The sequence below is a fragment of the Streptomyces sp. CA-179760 genome (genome assembly GCF_050937045.1).
GTDB lineage: Bacteria > Actinomycetota > Actinomycetes > Streptomycetales > Streptomycetaceae > Streptomyces.
In genome coordinates, this window is record NZ_JBNJLZ010000001.1 from 7,408,141 (window position 1) to 7,425,438 (window position 17,298).

10 protein-coding genes and 2 pseudogenes are annotated in these 17,298 nt (G+C 71.8%); 5 read left to right on the top strand and 7 right to left on the bottom strand.

What is annotated here, in order from left to right; translation table 11 throughout:
• The first annotated feature begins 96 nt into the window (after positions 1 to 96).
• Together ACQEV8_RS33760 and ACQEV8_RS33765 are read left to right on the top strand one after the other, a co-directional pair.
• Positions 97 to 831 carry a hypothetical protein gene (locus tag ACQEV8_RS33760; RefSeq protein ID WP_432967863.1) on the top strand — a complete coding sequence of 245 codons (735 nt, stop codon included), beginning with the start codon at positions 97 to 99 and terminating at the stop codon, positions 829 to 831.
• A 202-nt stretch (positions 832 to 1,033) separates the two neighbouring features.
• On the top strand, positions 1,034 to 1,699 hold the full coding sequence (locus tag ACQEV8_RS33765) for a sigma-70 family RNA polymerase sigma factor (RefSeq protein WP_432967866.1): 666 nt from the start codon (positions 1,034 to 1,036) through the stop codon (positions 1,697 to 1,699).
• 241 nt (positions 1,700 to 1,940) lie between these two features.
• Here the strand turns inward: ACQEV8_RS33765 and ACQEV8_RS33770 are convergent, their stop codons facing one another.
• A complete protein-coding gene (locus ACQEV8_RS33770; protein ID WP_432967869.1) occupies positions 1,941 to 3,470 on the bottom strand; it encodes a helix-turn-helix domain-containing protein in 1,530 nt (509 codons plus the stop codon).
• 84 nt (positions 3,471 to 3,554) lie between these two features.
• Entirely contained in the window at positions 3,555 to 3,755 is a 201-nt protein-coding gene (locus ACQEV8_RS33775) for a DUF4236 domain-containing protein (protein WP_033308449.1), read from the bottom strand.
• 277 nt (positions 3,756 to 4,032) lie between these two features.
• On the opposite strand from ACQEV8_RS33775, the gene acnA reads away from it, so the two are divergent.
• Both acnA and ACQEV8_RS33785 read left to right on the top strand, forming a co-directional pair.
• Positions 4,033 to 6,750, top strand: coding sequence for an aconitate hydratase AcnA (gene acnA / locus ACQEV8_RS33780; RefSeq protein ID WP_432967873.1), 2,718 nt, complete (start codon positions 4,033 to 4,035; stop codon positions 6,748 to 6,750).
• A 143-nt stretch (positions 6,751 to 6,893) separates the two neighbouring features.
• The gene (locus ACQEV8_RS33785) at positions 6,894 to 8,390 is read left to right on the top strand and encodes a sensor histidine kinase (protein WP_432967876.1); all 1,497 of its coding nucleotides are present in this window, start codon (positions 6,894 to 6,896) and stop codon (positions 8,388 to 8,390) included.
• 8 nt (positions 8,391 to 8,398) lie between these two features.
• On the opposite strand, the gene ACQEV8_RS33790 is transcribed toward ACQEV8_RS33785, so the two are convergent.
• From ACQEV8_RS33790 to ACQEV8_RS33810, 5 genes and pseudogenes are all read right to left on the bottom strand, one after another.
• Positions 8,399 to 9,751 (bottom strand): ABC transporter substrate-binding protein, encoded by a 1,353-nt coding sequence (locus ACQEV8_RS33790; protein ID WP_432967879.1) that lies wholly within the window; start codon positions 9,749 to 9,751, stop codon positions 8,399 to 8,401.
• Between the two features lie 62 nt (positions 9,752 to 9,813).
• Positions 9,814 to 11,100 carry a sugar ABC transporter permease gene (locus ACQEV8_RS33795; protein ID WP_432967882.1) on the bottom strand — a complete coding sequence of 429 codons (1,287 nt, stop codon included), beginning with the start codon at positions 11,098 to 11,100 and terminating at the stop codon, positions 9,814 to 9,816.
• Positions 11,097 to 11,876: an ATP-binding cassette domain-containing protein gene (locus tag ACQEV8_RS33800; RefSeq protein ID WP_432967885.1), complete on the bottom strand. Its 780-nt coding sequence runs from the start codon at positions 11,874 to 11,876 to the stop codon at positions 11,097 to 11,099. Before ACQEV8_RS33800 ends, ACQEV8_RS33795 begins: the two co-directional genes overlap by 4 nt.
• Positions 11,877 to 11,891: 15 nt before the next feature.
• On the bottom strand, positions 11,892 to 12,974 hold the full coding sequence (locus tag ACQEV8_RS33805; RefSeq protein ID WP_432967888.1) for a substrate-binding domain-containing protein: 1,083 nt from the start codon (positions 12,972 to 12,974) through the stop codon (positions 11,892 to 11,894).
• A 425-nt stretch (positions 12,975 to 13,399) separates the two neighbouring features.
• Positions 13,400 to 15,625: pseudogene (locus tag ACQEV8_RS33810) on the bottom strand (SpoIIE family protein phosphatase); the annotation flags it as partial.
• A 726-nt stretch (positions 15,626 to 16,351) separates the two neighbouring features.
• Between ACQEV8_RS33810 and ACQEV8_RS33815 the strand changes: the two are divergent.
• Positions 16,352 to 17,271: pseudogene (locus ACQEV8_RS33815) on the top strand (aminoglycoside phosphotransferase family protein).
• The last annotated feature ends 27 nt before the right edge of the window (positions 17,272 to 17,298 follow it).

The following is a 17,298-nucleotide window of genomic DNA, read 5'->3' on the forward strand; positions in this document are numbered from 1 at the left end:
GTGATGTGGATCACGGGGAGAGTGCTGAGTGGGAGGCCCGGGGTGTTTGCGTACCCCCTCGTGACGGCGGAGCCAGGGATGCGAGGATGAGCCGCCATGACTGCTGGGTGGTGTTCGCGCACGATACGGGCCGCCGTGTTCGCGGCCGTCTGCGTGCTGCTCGCCACCCTGGGGCACGTCCTGATGTCGGACACCGAGGTGCCCTGGTGGGCTCTCGCCGCAGCGGCGGTGGTCACCGGAGGTACGGCATGGTGTCTGGCCGGCCGGGAGCGCGGCCTCCTCCTCGTCTCCTCCGCCATGGTGACCGCCCAGGCGGCACTGCACGTGTGGTTCTCCTACGCGCAGGAGCTGACGACACCGTCCACGCCCACCATGCCGTCGACGTCCATGGGCGGCATGGATATGACCGGCGTGGGGCAAGGCTCGTCCTCCATGGGGCACATGGCCTCGATGGCTCACATGGGCCACACGATGGACTCCATGACCCACGGGGGCTCCGTCATGGAGTCGATGGGCGCCACGCACTCCATGACGGGAACAGGCCACGTCATGGGCGGGATGTCCAGCACGGGCATGCTCGCCGCCCACCTTCTGGCCGCGCTGCTGTGCGGCCTGTGGCTCGCGTTCGGCGAACGCGCCGCCTTCCGCATCCTGCGGGCCGTGGCCGGATGGCTCGCCGCGCCGCTGCGACTGCCCCTCACCCTGCCCGCGCCACTCCACCGTCCGCGCATCCGCGCTCGCCGCAGCGGCTCGGTCCGTACACCGCGCGGGCTCCTCCTCGCCCACGCGATCACATCTCGGGGTCCGCCCCCGGGGACCGCTGTCGCCTGAGACAGCCGGCTCCCCGACACCGCCCGTGCGCCCCGCGCCCGGACGGTTCGGGCCACGGACGTACGCCGCATTGCGCGCGTACGCCCGCAACCCTCCTACCGCACACCGGATCCGCCGCGCCCTGCAAAGGCCCGACGCGGATATCGGCTCCGGGGTCCCGACTCCGCAGCCGGCTCCCGGATTCCCGAGAAGGACACACCAGGTGATCAGTCCTGCCCTGCCCGCTTCCCGCGCGAAGTCGCCGCGCGAGGCGAGAACCAATGAGGAGCGCGAAGCGAGAACGCGTGACGAGAGGGCGTCCGCCGACGAGTCGATAACGGCCTGGGCGCTCGCCGCCCGCGCCGGTGACCCTGAGGCCGTGGAGAACTTCGTCCGTGCTCTGCACAGGGACGTCCGTACCTACGTCACCTTCCTCAGCGCCGACCCCCAGGCCGCCGACGACCTGGCCCAGGACACCTTCCTGCGCGCCCTCGGCAGCCTGCACCGTTTCGAGGGCCGTTCCTCCGCACGCACCTGGCTGCTGTCCATCGCCCGCCGCGCGGTGATCGACAGCTTCCGGCACGCGTCGGCCCGGCCCCGTCTCTCCGACACCGACGACTGGCAGACCGCCGTCGAGTGTGCGCAGCCGCGCGGCCTGCCGGGGTTCGACGACGGTGTGGCCCTCACCGAACTGCTGGACGCGCTGCCCGACGAACGCCGCGAGGCGTTCGTCCTCACCCAGCTCCTCGGTCTGCCCTACGCCGAAGCGGCCGCACTCAGCGACTGCCCGATCGGCACGGTCCGATCCCGCGTGGCCCGGGCCCGCTCCTCACTGGTGCGGTCCCTGCACGACGCCGAGCGCGCCGAACCGGTGGCTGCAGCGGCCTGACGGGAGCCAGAACCGCTCCTGTGACCAGCGCGGCGCAAAACCCGCGAGCTCCGGACGGACAGGCCGTCCGGAGCTTCCGGGGTTCCCAGGGCTGCACGACTCCACGACGCGCCCCCGCAACGATCCCTGACTGCGCGGGGCGCGAGCTCAGAACGCCGTGCAGCGACCGTCCAAGGGCAGGAGGGTGCCGGTGACGTACGACATGAGGGCAGCTCAGCAGGGGTGCGGCGGCCTCGGCTCCTCAGATGTCCCGGAACGTCTCGATCTGCGCCCCGATCGAGTTCAGCCGCTCCGCCAGGTCCTCGTAACCCCGGTTGATGACGTACACGTTGCGCAGCACCGACGTGCCCTCGGCCGCCATCATCGCCAGGAGGACGACCACGGCGGGGCGCAGGGCGGGTGGGCACATCATCTCGGCGGCGCGCCAGCGGGTCGGGCCCTCGACCAGGACGCGGTGGGGGTCGAGGAGCTGGAGGCGGCCGCCGAGGCGGTTCAGGTCGGTCAGGTAGATGGCGCGGTTGTCGTAGACCCAGTCGTGGATGAGGGTCTGGCCCTGGGCGACCGCCGCGATGGCCGCGAAGAACGGGACGTTGTCGATGTTCAGGCCGGGGAACGGCATGGGGTGGATCTTGTCGATCGGCGCCTCCAGCTTGGAGGGCCGGACGGTGAGGTCCACCAGCCGGGTGCGGCCGTTGTCGGCGAAGTACTCGGGCGTGCGGTCGTGGTCGAGGCCCATCTCCTCGAGCACGGCCAGCTCGATCTCGAGGAACTCGATCGGAACCCGGCGCACCGTCAGCTGCGACTCGGTGACGACGGCCGCGGCGACCAGGCTCATCGCCTCGACCGGGTCCTCGGAGGGGGAGTAGTCCACGTCGACGTCGATGGTGGGCACGCCGTGCACGGTGAGCGTGGTCGTGCCGATGCCGTCGACCTTGACGCCGAGGGCCTCCAGGAAGAAGCACAGGTCCTGGACCATGTAGTTGGAGGAGGCGTTGCGGATGACGGTGATGCCGTCGTGCCGGGCGGCGGCGAGCAGCGCGTTCTCGGTGACCGTGTCGCCGCGCTCGGTCAGCACGATCGGGCGGTCGGGGCGGACCGAGCGGTCCACCATGCCGTGGTACTGGCCCTCGGTCGCGGCGATGTCGAGACCGAACCGGCGCAGCGCGATCATGTGCGGCTCGACCGTGCGCGTGCCGAGGTCGCAGCCGCCGGCGTACGGCAGTTTGAAGTGGTCCATACGGTGCAGCAGCGGACCGAGGAACATGATGATCGAGCGGGTGCGGCGGGCCGCGTCCGCGTCGATCGCCGCCAGGTCCAGCTCGGCCGGCGGCACGATCTCCAGGTCGACGCCGTCGTTGATCCACCGGGTGCGGACGCCGATGGAGCCCAGCACCTCCAGGAGGCGGTAGACCTCCTCGATGCGGGCGACGCGACGCAGCACTGTGCGCCCCTGGTTGAGCAGTGAGGCGCACAGCAGCGCCACGCACGCGTTCTTGCTCGTCTTCACGTCGATGGCGCCCGACAGCCGGCGCCCGCCGACCACCCGCAGATGCATCGGACCGGCGTAGCCGAGCGACACGATCTCGCTGTCGAGGGCCTCCCCGATGCGCGCGATCATCTCAAGGCTGATGTTCTGGTTGCCGCGCTCGATCCGGTTGACGGCGCTCTGGCTGGTTCCGAGCGCCTCGGCCAGCTGCGACTGTGTCCAGCCCCGGTGCTGCCGGGCGTCGCGGATGAGCTTGCCGATGCGTACGAGGTAGTCGTCTGCCATGCGGTTGAGGTTATCTCAGATATGAGATGGATCCTGGTTGGGGGGTCCATTCGGGTGACGGGACGTCAATCCCGCCCGGCGGGCTCAGTGTCGCCGTGCCTTCGTGGTGCGCCGCCATCCGAAAGGTCCGGGCAAATCCATCGATGTCGTACGACGTCCCGTGCTGCTGCGGGTGTACCGCGGGCCGTTCTTTCCGCCGCCGGTGGTGATGGACCAGGAGCGCTTGTTGATGTTCAGTCGCACCCCCGGAAGGATCCGGAAACTCTTGCGGAACGTGAGCGGCATGCCTGTCTCCCTTCCGTTCGTGGCGTGGATACCTGGTTCGGATACCCCGGGAAGGAAGGTGCATGACCGCATGACGGGTGCCGGGGCATGACCATTCGGCCCTCGTGTATTAGAGTTATCTCGACATCGAGATATCTGCCGAGGTGACACCGCAGCCGCGCGGCACCACCGGTCCGGCGGTAAGGGTTACCTAACTTAGCCCTACCTTAGCGGATCGGCCAAGTAGTCGTGGCGGCAGGATCGTGGTGGTACGCGCACATCAATGAAGGAGACTGTCGTGTCGGCGAACAGCTTCGACGCCCGCAGCACGCTGCAGGTGGGCGACGAGTCGTACGAGATCTTCCGGCTGGACAAGGTCGAGGGCGCCGCGCGCCTCCCCTACAGCCTGAAGGTGCTGCTGGAGAACCTCCTCCGCACCGAGGACGGCGCGAACATCACCGCCGACCACATCCGCGCCCTTGGCGGCTGGGACTCGCAGGCCCAGCCCTCCCAGGAGATCCAGTTCACGCCGGCCCGCGTGATCATGCAGGACTTCACCGGCGTGCCCTGTGTCGTGGACCTCGCCACCATGCGTGAGGCCGTCAAGGAGCTGGGCGGCGACCCCGCGAAGGTCAACCCGCTCTCCCCGGCCGAGCTGGTCATCGACCACTCCGTCATCGCCGACAAGTTCGGCACCAACGACGCCTTCGCGCAGAACGTCGAGCTGGAGTACGGCCGCAACCGCGAGCGCTACCAGTTCCTGCGCTGGGGCCAGACCGCCTTCGACGACTTCAAGGTCGTCCCGCCCGGCACCGGCATCGTCCACCAGGTGAACATCGAGCACCTGGCGCGCACGGTCATGGTCCGTAACGGCCAGGCGTACCCCGACACCCTCGTCGGCACCGACTCGCACACCACCATGGTCAACGGCCTGGGCGTCCTCGGCTGGGGCGTCGGCGGCATCGAGGCCGAGGCCGCGATGCTCGGCCAGCCGGTCTCCATGCTCATCCCGCGCGTCGTCGGCTTCAAGCTGACCGGTGAGCTGAAGCCGGGCACCACCGCCACCGACCTGGTCCTCACGATCACCGAGATGCTGCGCAAGCACGGCGTCGTCGGCAAGTTCGTCGAGTTCTACGGCGAGGGCGTGGCCGCCACCTCGCTCGCCAACCGCGCCACCATCGGCAACATGTCGCCGGAGTTCGGCTCCACCGCCGCGATCTTCCCGATCGACGGCGAGACCCTGAACTACCTGAAGCTCACCGGCCGCTCCGAGCAGCAGGTCGCGCTGGTCGAGGCGTACGCCAAGGAGCAGGGCCTCTGGCTCGACCCGGCCGCCGAGCCCGACTTCTCCGAGAAGCTCGAGCTCGACCTGTCGACGGTCGTCCCGTCCATCGCCGGCCCGAAGCGCCCGCAGGACCGTATCGTCCTCGCGAACGCCGCCGAGCAGTTCAAGACGGACGTCCTCAACTACGTCGACACCGTCGACGAGTCCGGCAAGGAGTCCTTCCCGGCCTCCGACGCCCCGGCCGTCGCCCCGAACGGCGCCCCGTCCAACCCGGTCACCGTGACCGCCCCCGACGGCACGTCGTACGAGATCGACCACGGTGCGGTGACGGTCGCGGCCATCACCTCCTGCACCAACACCTCCAACCCGTACGTCATGGTCGCCGCCGCGCTCGTCGCGAAGAAGGCCGTGGAGAAGGGCCTGACCCGCAAGCCGTGGGTCAAGACCACCCTCGCCCCGGGCTCCAAGGTCGTCACCGACTACTTCGAGAAGGCGGGCCTGACCCCCTACCTCGACAAGGTCGGCTTCAACCTCGTCGGCTACGGCTGCACCACCTGCATCGGCAACTCCGGCCCGCTGCCGGACGAGGTCTCCAAGGCCGTCAACGACCACGACCTCGCGGTCACCTCGGTCCTCTCCGGCAACCGGAACTTCGAGGGCCGTATCAACCCCGACGTCAAGATGAACTACCTGGCGTCCCCGCCGCTGGTCGTGGCCTACGCGCTCGCCGGCTCCATGAAGGTCGACGTCACCCGGGACGCCCTGGGCACCGACCAGGACGGCAAGCCGGTCTTCCTCGCGGACATCTGGCCCTCCGAGGCCGAGGTGAACGACGTCGTCGCCAACGCCATCGGCGAGGACATGTTCTCCAAGTCCTACTCGGACGTCTTCGCGGGCGACGCCCAGTGGCAGGCGCTGCCCATCCCGACCGGCAACACCTTCGAGTGGGACGCCGAGTCGACCTACGTCCGCAAGCCCCCGTACTTCGAGGGCATGACGATGGAGACCACCCCGGTCTCCGACATCTCCGGCGCCCGTGTGCTCGCCAAGCTGGGCGACTCGGTGACGACGGACCACATCTCGCCCGCCGGTGCCATCAAGGCCGACACCCCGGCCGGCAAGTACCTCACCGAGCACGGTGTGGAGCGTCGTGACTTCAATTCCTACGGCTCCCGCCGAGGCAACCACGAGGTCATGATCCGCGGCACGTTCGCCAACATCCGCCTGCGCAACCAGCTCGCGCCGGGCACCGAGGGCGGCTACACCCGCGACTTCACGCAGGACGGCGGCCCGGTGTCGTTCATCTACGACGCCTCGCGCAACTACATCGAGCAGGGCACCCCGCTCGTCATCCTGGGCGGCAAGGAGTACGGCTCCGGCTCGTCCCGCGACTGGGCCGCCAAGGGCACCGCGCTGCTCGGCGTCAAGGCCGTCATCACCGAGTCGTACGAGCGCATCCACCGCTCGAACCTCATCGGCATGGGCGTCCTGCCCCTCCAGTTCCCCGAGGGCGCCTCGGCCGAGTCCCTCGGACTGACCGGCGAGGAGACCTTCTCCTTCACCGGTGTCGAGGAGCTCAACAACGGCACCACCCCGCGCACGGTGAAGGTCACCACCGACACCGGCGTCGAGTTCGACGCGGTCGTGCGCATCGACACCCCCGGCGAGGCGGACTACTACCGCAACGGCGGCATCATGCAGTACGTGCTGCGCAGCCTGATCCGCAAGTAAGCGGGCCGGCAAGGCAGTCGGAGGCAGTTCGAGGGCCGCGTTCCCGGGTGACCGGGGGCGCGGCCCGCGCCGTTCGTACGGGACATCGCCGGTGCTCAGCCGGAACACAGGGTTCTCCCAGCGGGCCGGGACAGGATCGGTACATGTCTGGCACCCCCCGGTCCTTGCGCACCCGGCTCCTCCTCCGCATCGGCGCCGCACTCGTCGCCGTCTGCGCCGCGATGGCGCTCGCCGCCGTCCTCGCCCAGCGGGCCTTGCTGCTGGACCATCTCGACGGCCGGGTCACGGACGCCGCCGAACACGGCCTGGCCGGGGCCTCGGCCAGGCCGGGCGACGACCGGGATCTGCCTTTCCCCGACGGGAACGGCCACCCCGACGGGCTGCTCGCGGGCCGGCTCGACGCGCACGGCGCGGTCACCGCCGCGGCGGTCGCCGGCCCGGACAGCACGCCCCGGACCCTCACCCCCGGCCAGCGCGCCGCCCTGCGCGGCATCGCCCCCGACGGCACACCCCACACCCGGACCGTCCCCGGCCTCGGCACCTACCGGGTCACGGGGCTGGAGGCGAGCGGGGTCCGGGTCCTCGCCGGGCTGCCCATGGACGACGTACGGGACGTGCTCAACCGCCTGGTCGTGGTCGAGGCGGTCGTCGGGGCCGCCGGACTCGCCGTCGCGGGCTCGGTCTGTGCCGTGGTCGTACGGCGTCAGCTGCGCCCCCTCGGCCGGATCGCCGCCACCGCCGCCGATCTCGCCAGGGCACCGCTCGGCCACGAGCGACTCACCGGCCTGCCCCGGGTGCCCGAGGCGGACACCGACCCCGGCAGCGAGGCCGGGCAGGTCGGCGCCGCGCTCAACCGCATGATCGACCAGGTCGAGAGCGACCGTGCGGCCCGCCGCCGCGGCGAGGAACGCATGCGCCGCTTCCTCGCCGACGCCGGGCATGAACTCCGTACCCCCCTCGCGTCGATCGTCGGATATGCCGAGCTCATGAACCGCGGCACCGGCCCGGTCGAGCCGATGCTGGCCTGGCGCCGGGTCTCCGCCGAGTCGGCGCGCATGACGGGCCTGGTCGAGGATCTCCTGCTGCTGGCCCGGCTGGACGAGGGCAACTCCCCGCGGTCCGCCGAGGTGGACCTGGTGGCCCTGGTCGCCGAGGCCGTACAGGAAGCACGGGCCGCGGACCCGGACCGCACCTGGCGGCTGGCGCTGCGTCTCGACGCGCCGGCGCTGGTCATCGGCGAGGAGACGGGGCTGGGCAAGGCCGTGGCGAACCTGCTCGCCAACGCCCGCGCGCACACCCCGCCCGGCACCACGGTCGTGGCCGCGGTGGAGGCCACCGCCGAGCGCCGCGTCATCCGCGTCCGGGACGACGGCCCCGGCATCCCGCCGCCCCTCCTCGCCTCGGTCTTCGACCGCTTCACCCGCGCCGACGCCTCGCGCTCACGCCGCGGCCCGGGCGACGCCGGGTCCGGCCTCGGCCTGGCCGTCGTCGAGGCGATCGCTTCGGCCCACGGCGGACGCGCCGCCGTGCGCAGCGCGCCGGGGCACACCGAGTTCACCCTGGAGTTGCCTCCCGCGCCGGAGAGGGAAGGTGAGCCGCCTCGGCCGGCCGAGGTGCCGGAGCTCTCCGAGCAGCGCTGACCGCCGGCTCACTCGCCCCGGTACTTCGCGGCCGCGGCCTGGGCGAGGTCCTGCGCCTTGTCCAGGGCCGTGTCCACCGACTGCTGCCCGGCGATGGCCGAGGCGATCTGCTGGGAGACCGCGGTGCCGAGCACCGCGAACTCCGGAATGCCCAGGAAGCCGATGCCGGTGTACGGGCGGGGGCTCACGCCGGGGCTCTTCGGGTCTGCGGAGTCCGTCGCCGCCGTGTACTCCTGCCGGTACCAGGCGCCGGCCGCCTGCTGGTACTCGGGATTGGAGTAGAGCGACTTGCGGTTCCCGGCGGGCGCCGAGGTCCAGCCCATCTCCTGGCCGACCTGCTCCTGGTACTCCTTGGAGGAGGCCCAGGAGATGAACTCCCAGGCGGCGTCCTTGTCGTCGGAGGCCTTCTGGACGCCCCATGCCCAGGTCCACAGCCAGCCGGCCTTGTCGGTCCTGTCGTGCGGGGCCGGGACGTAGCCGACCTTGCCCTTGACCGAGGATCCGTCGGCCTCGATCGACGAGGCCAGCGACGTGGCGTCGTACATCATGGCGCACTTGCCCTCGACGAAGCTGTCCAGGATCTCCAGCACGCCCATCCGGTCGGCGCCGGGCTGGCCGTGGGAGCGGAGCAGGTCGACGTAGAACCCGACGGCCTTCTTGAACTCGGGTGAGGTCAGCCGGGCGTTCCAGTCCATGTCGTACCAGGCGCCGCCGAAGGTGTTGACGACCGTGTTGATCGGGGCGAGGTTCTGGCCCCAGCCGGGCAGGCCGCGCAGGCAGATGCCGCTCGTGCCGGCGACGCCGTCGACCTGGGCGGCGAGGTCGGCGACCTGCTCCCAGGTCGGGTTCGGCGGCATGGCCAGCCCCTCCTTGTGGAAGAGGTCCTTGCGGTACATCAGGAAGGAGCCCTCGCCGTAGAAGGGCTCGGCGTAGACCTTGCCGTCCTCCCCGGTCAGCGATGCCACCAGGTTCGGGAAGACGTCGTCCTGGTCGAAGCCGTCGTCCGCCTTCACATAGGCGTCCAGCGGGGCGAGCCAGCCGTTGTCCGCGTAGATCGGCACCTCGTAGGCGCTGAGGCTCGCCACGTCGTAGTTGCCGGCCTGCGTCGCGAACTCGCGGTTCATCCGCTCCCGCGCCTCGTTCTCCGGCAGCAGGGTGTAGTCGACCGTGATGCCGGTCTCCGCGGTGAAGTGCTCCTTGGTGAGCTTCTTGAGGGTCTGCACCTGCGGCGCGTCCATCGCGAGCACCTTGAGGTCGGCCTGCTCGCCGCCGGTCGGGTCGGTGTCACCGCATCCGGCGAGGACCAGGCCGAGAACGGCCGTGGCTGCCATGGCCATCCTGGCGAGGCGGCTGCGTTTCATGACAAACCCGCCCCTACCCATCTTTGCCGTTTATTAGGCATACAAGGATGAAAAGGAGGGACTCATGGTCGGCCCCGGCGAGCCTCCCCGCGTCTGGTGAGCGCGTCGGCCGCCACGGCGGCCAGCAGCACCGCACCGGTGATCATGAACTGCACGGCGTCCTCGACCCCCAGCAGCCCCATGCCCGAGGCGATCGACTGGATGACCAGCACCCCGAGCAGCACCGACCAGGGCGATCCGCGCCCGCCGAACAGGCTCGTACCGCCGATGACGGCCGCCGCGATCGCGTTGATCAGCAGCATCCCGGAACCGGCGGCACGGGCCGTCGTGGGGCTCGCCGAGGTCAGCTCCGAGGCGACGAACAGCCCGCCGAACGCGGCCAGCGTCCCCGACACCATGAACATCGCGACCCGCACCCGCTCCACCCCGATGCCCGCCCGCCGCGCCGCCTCGACCCCACCGCCGAGCGCGTACACCCGCCGCCCGTAGCGGGTGCGGCGCAGCACGTAGTCCGAGACGACCAGGACCACCAGGAAGATCAGCAGCGCGAGCGGCAGCCCCTGGAACCGGTTGAGGGTGTAGGCGGCGGCGAACGCGACCGCCGCGAGAAGACCGGTGCGCAGCCAGACGTCACCCGCCGGCCGGTGCGGCATCCCGGCGGCCAGATGGCGGGCGCGCTTGCGCCGGGCGGCCAGGAAGTACCCGGCCGTGCCGAGCGCCGCCACCGTGTAGGCCGCCGCGTCGTCCTCGAAGTGGCGGCTGGTCAGGGAGGCGACCAGCCCCTCCTCGTCGATGTTGATCGTGCCGCTCGCGCCCAGCAGGTAGAGCGTCAGACCGTTCCAGATCAGCAGGCCCGCCAGCGTCACGACGAACGCGGGCACACCGAGCGAGGCGAAGAAGAACCCGTGGAACGCGCCCACGGCCATGCCCACCGCCACCGCCACGACCACCGCGAGCCACTCCGGCATCCCGTGGTTCACGTTCAGCACGGCGAACGAGGCCCCCGCCAGGCCACTGACCGAGCCGACCGACAGATCGATCTCCCGGATCAGCAGCACGAACACGATGCCGACGGCGACCAGACCGGTCCCGACGATGCCCACGCCGAGGTTGGACAGGTTGCGCGGCGAGAGGAACTTGTCGTCCAGACCCTGGAAGACGCACCAGATCACGATCAGCCCGGCGATGACCAGCAGCGGCCCGCGCTCGCTGTCCCGCACACTGCCGCGCACCTCCAGGGCGTACTCGCGCAGATTGCCGGACCAGCCCCGGGTGCGCGGCCCGCGGTCGGGCGCGAGGGGGCCGGCGCTGCCCGGCCCGCCGTCCCGGTGCGGCCCGCCCCGGCTCACGGCCACGCCTCCTCGTCGCCCTTCGAACGGTGCGCCACGGCGTTGTCCGCCGCCCCGGTGACGGAGGAGATGATCTGCTCCTGCGTCACCGTGCTCACGTCGAACAGACCGTTGTTGCGGCCCAGTCGCAGGATGGCGACACGGTCCGCGACGGCCTTGATGTCGCCCATGTTGTGACTGATCAGGATGATCGCCATACCGCGGTCGCGCACCTCCTCGATGAGGTCGAGCAGATGGCTGGTCTGCTCCACGCCCAGGGCGGCGGTGGGCTCGTCGAGCAGCAGCACCTTGGGCGCGCCCATGAGCGAGCGGGAGATCGCGACGGCCTGCCGCTGACCGGCGGACAGCGCCGCGACGGGCACCCGCACATCGGGGATCCGGATCGACAGGGCGCGCATCAGGTCGCGGGAGCGGCGCTCCATCTCCACCTCGTCGAGGACACCGACCCGGTCGATCTCGCGGCCGAGGAAGAGATTGCCCACGACGTCCAGGTTGTCGCACATGGCGAGGTCCTGGTAGACGGTCGCGATGCCCAGGGCGTGGGCGTCGTGCGGGCGCTTGATCTGCACGAGCCGCCCCTCCCAGTCGATGACGCCCCGGTCGGCGGGGCTGACACCGGAGATCACCTTGATCAGCGTGGACTTGCCGGCGCCGTTGTCGCCCGCGAGGGCCACGACCTCACCGGCCCGCACCTGAAGGTCGACGTCCACGAGCGCCTGCACGCCGCCGAACCGCTTGGAGATGCCGCGCAACGCCAGAACAGGGGGATGGGCCACGGGGAATCACGTCCCTCACCGGGTGAGCCCGATCCGGTCACAGGCCGGCCGGAGCTTTTGGGTGCAGATCTGGTCGATCGTGTAGACGCCGTCCCGGACGAGGGTCCGCCCGATCGTCTCGGCCGTCACGGCGATCGGGGTGAGCAGCACCGCGGGGACGTCCTGGGTGGTCGGGCTGTCCACGGTCCGCGTGACGAGGGCGTCGAGGTCGTTGTCGCGCGCCAGGGCGACGGCCATCGCGGCGGCCGCCTCGGTCTCCAGCCGGAAGGGCTTGTAGACGGTCATGTACTGCTCGCCCCGGACGATGCGCCGCACGGCGTCGAGGTCGGCGTCCTGGCCGGTGACCGGGGGCAGCGGCGAGATACGGGCGCTCTTGAGCGCCGCGATGACACCGGCGGCGATCGAGTCGTTGGCCGCCAGCACCCCGTCTATCTGGTTCGGGCCGAGGTCGCTGATCGCGGCGGACATGTGCTCGTGCGCGTTCTCCGTGCGCCACCCCAGGGTGCTGTACGACTTGAGGATCCGCACCTTGTCATCGAGGACGGACCGGGACCCGCCCTCGTACCAGGCGGCGTTGGGACTGGAGGGATCGCCGTTCATCATGACGACGCCGCCGCCGTCGGCCCTGGCTCCCATGCCCTTCAGGAGGTTCTCGCCCTGGAGCCGGCCGACCTGGCCACCGTTGAAACTGACGAACCCCGAGATCGGGCCCTCGGCCAGCCGGTCGTAGGCGACCACGGGGATGCCCTCGCGGTCCGCCGCCCGGACCGAGGAGCGCAGGGCCTTGGGATCCACGACGTCCAGGATCAGGGCCGAGACCCCCCTGGTGATCATGGAGTTCATCTGCTGGCGCTGGCTCGCCGCGTCGTTCTCGGCGTTGGCGTACACCACTGTGCACCGGGGGCACAGCTCCTTCACCCGCTTCTCGATCAGGGGCTTGTCGGACTGCTCCCAGCGGGGCACCGCGCGGCTCGGCAGCAGCAGGCCGAGGGTCAGGCTGTCGTCGCCCTCCTCGCCGCTCTCGGTACAGCCGGCCAGGGAGGCGGCCAGGACACCGGCCATCAGGGCGACGAACACACGCCATCTGCGCCCTCTCACGGCGGGCCTCCTTCGTCGGGCGGCGTCGGGCCCTGGCCGGGAGCCCGGCCGGGGTGCAGGCTCGGGGCCGGCTCCGGGTTCTGGTCGCCGTGGCTGTTCCGGCCGGTCTCGCGGTCGGGGGGTCGGGCCGGGCCCGGGGTGGCGTCCGGAGTCTGGTTCCTGTCCCGGTCACGGTCCTGTCGTCCCGGACTCGGGGCTGGGGCCGGGGCCTGGTCTGTGTTCCGGTCACGGTCCTGTCGGCCCGGGGTCTGGTTCCCGTCCCGGTGCCGGCCGCGGAGCCGGCGGCCCGGGAGCGGATCCGAAATGCCGTTCCGGGCCTTGTGCCGGTCGCGGTTTCGGCCCAGGCCCCAGCTTCGGTCGCGGACCAGGCCCCAGCCGCGGTCCCAGGTCCGGCCCGGCTCCGGCACCCGCTCCGGCTCGGTCCGCGGCGGTTCCGCTCCCCGTTCGGGTTCCGGTTCCTGTTCCGGATCCGGCCGGGACACGACGATCTCGCTCCACACCTGCTTGCCACCGCCGACCGGCACCGAACCCCAGGCCGTCGACATCGCCTCGACCAGGAAGAGCCCGCGACCGCCCGTCGACTCCCAGTCCACCACCACCGGCTTGGCGGGCGCGCGCGGCGACGAGTCGTTCACGGCCACCCGCAGCCGGTCGGCGGCCAGGGTCAGATCCACCCGGACCGCGCCCTGCGTGTGCACCAGCGCGTTGGTGACCAGCTCCGACACCACCAGCAGGACCGTGTCGGCCTCGGCCACGACGTCCCACGAGCGCAGCGTGCGCGCGCTGAACCGGCGGGCGTGCATCACCGCGTCCGGCAGCCGCCACACCACCCAGCCCGCCCGCACCGGCCGGACCCGCATCCCGTCGTAGCGCAGCAGCAGCACCGCCACGTCGTCCTCCCGGCGGCCGGCGCCGCCCAGCAGATCGTCGGCCATCCGCCCCGGGTCGGAGGGGTCGGCCGCGGCGAGTGCCTCACGCACGAGCCGCATGCCCTCGTCCACCTGCAGATCGGCCGACTCGACCAGGCCGTCCGTCACCAGCGCGAGCACCGAGCCCGGGGCCAGGGCCATAGCCGTCAGCGGGAACTCCGCGTCCGCCAGGACACCCAGCGGGAGTCCGCCCTCCACCGCGATCTCCTCGGTGCCGCCGTCCGGAAGACGCACCAGCGGGGACAGATGCCCGGCCCGCACGAACAGCGCGTTGCCCTCCTCCATGTCCAGTTCGACATAGCAGCAGGTGGCGAAGAGGTCGGTCTCCATGCCGACGAGCAGCCGGTTGGCGTGCCCGACGACCACGTCCGGGGGATGGCCCTCCACGGCGTAGGCCCGGACCGCGGTACGCATCTGGCCCATGATCGTCGCGGCCCCGGCGCTGTGCCCCTGCACATCACCGATGACCAGGGCCACCTTCCCCTCCGACAGCGCGATCACGTCGTACCAGTCGCCGCCCACCTGGAGCCCGCGCCGGGCCGGCAGATAGCGGGCCACGGCGGTGCCCCCGGGCAGCCGGGGGAGACGGCGCGGCAGCAGGCTGCGCTGCAGCATCGTCGCGAGCTCCTGCTCGGCGTCGTAGGCGTGCGCGCGTTTCAGGGCCTGCCCCACCAGCCCCGCGGTCGCCGTCAGCAGGGCCCGCTCCTCGGGGGCGAACTCGTGCGGCGCGTCCCAGCCGACCAGGCACACCCCGGCCACCCGGCTCTTGGCGGGCAGTGGCAGGACCGCGAGTCCGCCGGGGCCGATCCCCTCGAGTCCGGGTTCGAGCACGGCACCCGCAGGCCACAGGCTCATCCGCCCGTCCCGCAGCGCCGCCTGGAGCGTGGGCAGGGCGGAAACCGGTGCGTCGGGCCACTCCGAGCGCCACTCGGCACGCCACAGGTCCGGCCAGGCCCCGGCACTCGGCGGATCGAGCACGGTGACCGCCAGCCGGTCCTCCAGCAGCTCGGCGAGCGCCACCCGGTCGGCCTCCAGCGGCTCGCGCAGCGCGGCGACCACCACGCGGCCGACGTCCCGGACCGTCACGGCGTCGTCGAGCGCGGCCGTCAGCCACTGGATCCGGGCGACGTCGCTGGCGCTCCGGCGCAGCACGGGGGCTGCGGTCACCACGCCGAGCACGCGCTCCGGAGCGCCGTCGGGCGCCTTCCGCACGCGGCAGTTCAGGCGCAGCCAGCACAGTTCACCGGTGGGCCGGCGGATACGGAACTCCAGTTCCCGGCGGCCGGGGGTCTGCGCGGACGGTTCGATCACCGACATCAGGGCGGGAACGTCCTCAGGGACGCAGCACGAGAGCAGGGTGTCGGTCTTGCCGTCGAAGCCGTTCTCGGAGATGCCGACGAGTTCGAGCAGGGCCTGGTCCGTCTCGACCAGGCCGGTGCCCGGCGCCAGGGCGAACGAACCGACACCCAGGGCGCGCAGCGCCGAATCCAGCAGGGGCGAGGGGGCGCACCGGTCGGCCTCGCCCCGGAGCCGCCCGGCGACCGCCTCGGCATACCGCTCCAGGAACTCCCGCTGCTCGGCCCCGAAGCCCTCCCCGGCCTCTCCCACCACGACAAGGCACCCCAGCCACCCACCCGCGGCCCCCAGCGGCAACGCCCCGAGCGGCGCGGCCGAGACTCCGCCTCCTTCCTGACCGGCGAACACCACACTCCCGCGCCACAACGCCCGCCCACCCTGGAAGGCCTTGGCGATGGCAGGCCCTCTTTCGTCGGTTCCGTCCCCGGTTCCGTCTTCGGTTCCGGTTCCGTCTTCGGTTCCGAGCGGGGCTTTGGATGGGACTCCGGGGGAGGGCGAGGGCGAGTCGGAAGGTCCTGGGGTGGCTGAGCGTGGATCCGGCCGTTCCGGCCCGGACGGGGCGCCGCTTCCGCCTGCCCCCGGCGAACCACCACCCCCCACCGCACCCGGCCCATCCGAAACCGGCACACGCCCCGGCAGCACCCACCGCTCCGGCCCGGATCCGGCCGATTCCACGGACCGGAGTTCCGTACCGTCCTCGCTCCGTACGTACACCGCCGCCAGTGCCACCCCGGCGAACGCCAGGACCCGCTCCCGCGCGGCGAACTCCGACGCGGGGCGAGGCGGACCGGTGCTCCCGTTCCCCGGTGCCCGGAGACCGGGGACCGCGGCCCGGGCATCGCCGTAATGGGGCATGTCCGCATCCACCTCCCGTCCATGCCGCAGCCACCGGCAGGTGGGAGTCCCCGGGGCTCAGGCGACGACGACACGGCGGATCCACGCCGCGCCCGAGCGGCAGGGCACCCACACAACAGAATCGCACACCTGGGTATAAGCGACATATGGGAGCAGGTGGCGAGACCTGGTCGGCGCACCCGGCGTTTCCGGCCACTCGTACCGCCGCCTTCCGCTGTCCGGCTACCGTTGCGCCGCATGACCCACACCGAGATCGAGATCACGCCGGAACTGATCCGGGACCTGCTGCGCGAACAGCACCCCGACCTGGCCGATCGTCCCCTGCGGCTCGGCGCGCGCGGCTGGGACAACCAGCTCTGGCGACTCGGTGACGACCTGGCCGTGCGGCTGCCCTGGGCGACGGACGCCGCGGACGTGCTGCTGCTCAAGGAGCACACCTGGCTTCCCGTACTCGCCCCGCTGCTGCCCCTGGAGATTCCGGTCCCGCAGCGCCTCGGTGAGCCCTCCGACCGCTTTCCGCGTTCCTGGATCGTCACCACCTGGGTGCAGGGCGCCCCCGCCGACCGCGCCCCCGCCACCCGCGCCGCGGAATCGGCCGAGGCCCTGGCCGCCTTCCTGACGGCTCTGCACCGCCCCGCCCCGGGGACGCACCCGCGGGCCGGGGCCGTGGCGGGCCGTTGTCCGAGTACGCCGAGGGGTTCGCCCACCACCTCGAAACGGCCACGGAGCTGGGCCTGCTCCCGGACCCGGAGCCGGTCCGCGCGATCCTCGACGACGCCCTCGCCGCGCCCGACTGGGAGGGTCCGGCGGTCTGGCTCCACGCCGACCTGCACGCGGCCAACGTCCTCACCGCCGACGGCACCTTCTGCGGTGTGATCGATTTCGGCGACCTCTGCGCCGGCGACCCAGCCTGCGATCTCGCCGCCGCCTGGACCCTGCTGCCGGACGGCGCCGCCGACCGGTTCTTCGACCTCTACCGCCCGGCCGCGGACCTCGCGACCCGGCGCCGAGCCCGAGGCTGGGCCGTCGCGCGCGCCCTCGCCTGCATGGCCATCGGAGAGGCCGGAGACCACGGCCGACCGGGCGGCAAGTCCACGTGGGGCCCACCGGCCAAGGCCGCCCTTGCCCGCCTCCTGGCCACGGCCGACCACGTGTGACCCGGGCGGGTGCCGTCACCCGGCAAC

Coding starts and splice junctions, on each gene's coding strand:
- ACQEV8_RS33770 (WP_432967869.1), bottom strand. CDS start 3,470: ATGGCAGACGACTACCTCGTACGCATCGGCAAGCTCATCCGCGACGCC.
- ACQEV8_RS33775 (WP_033308449.1), bottom strand. CDS start 3,755: ATGCCGCTCACGTTCCGCAAGAGTTTCCGGATCCTTCCGGGGGTGCGA.
- ACQEV8_RS33760 (WP_432967863.1), top strand. CDS start 97: ATGACTGCTGGGTGGTGTTCGCGCACGATACGGGCCGCCGTGTTCGCG.
- ACQEV8_RS33790 (WP_432967879.1), bottom strand. CDS start 9,751: ATGAAACGCAGCCGCCTCGCCAGGATGGCCATGGCAGCCACGGCCGTT.
- ACQEV8_RS33785 (WP_432967876.1), top strand. CDS start 6,894: ATGTCTGGCACCCCCCGGTCCTTGCGCACCCGGCTCCTCCTCCGCATC.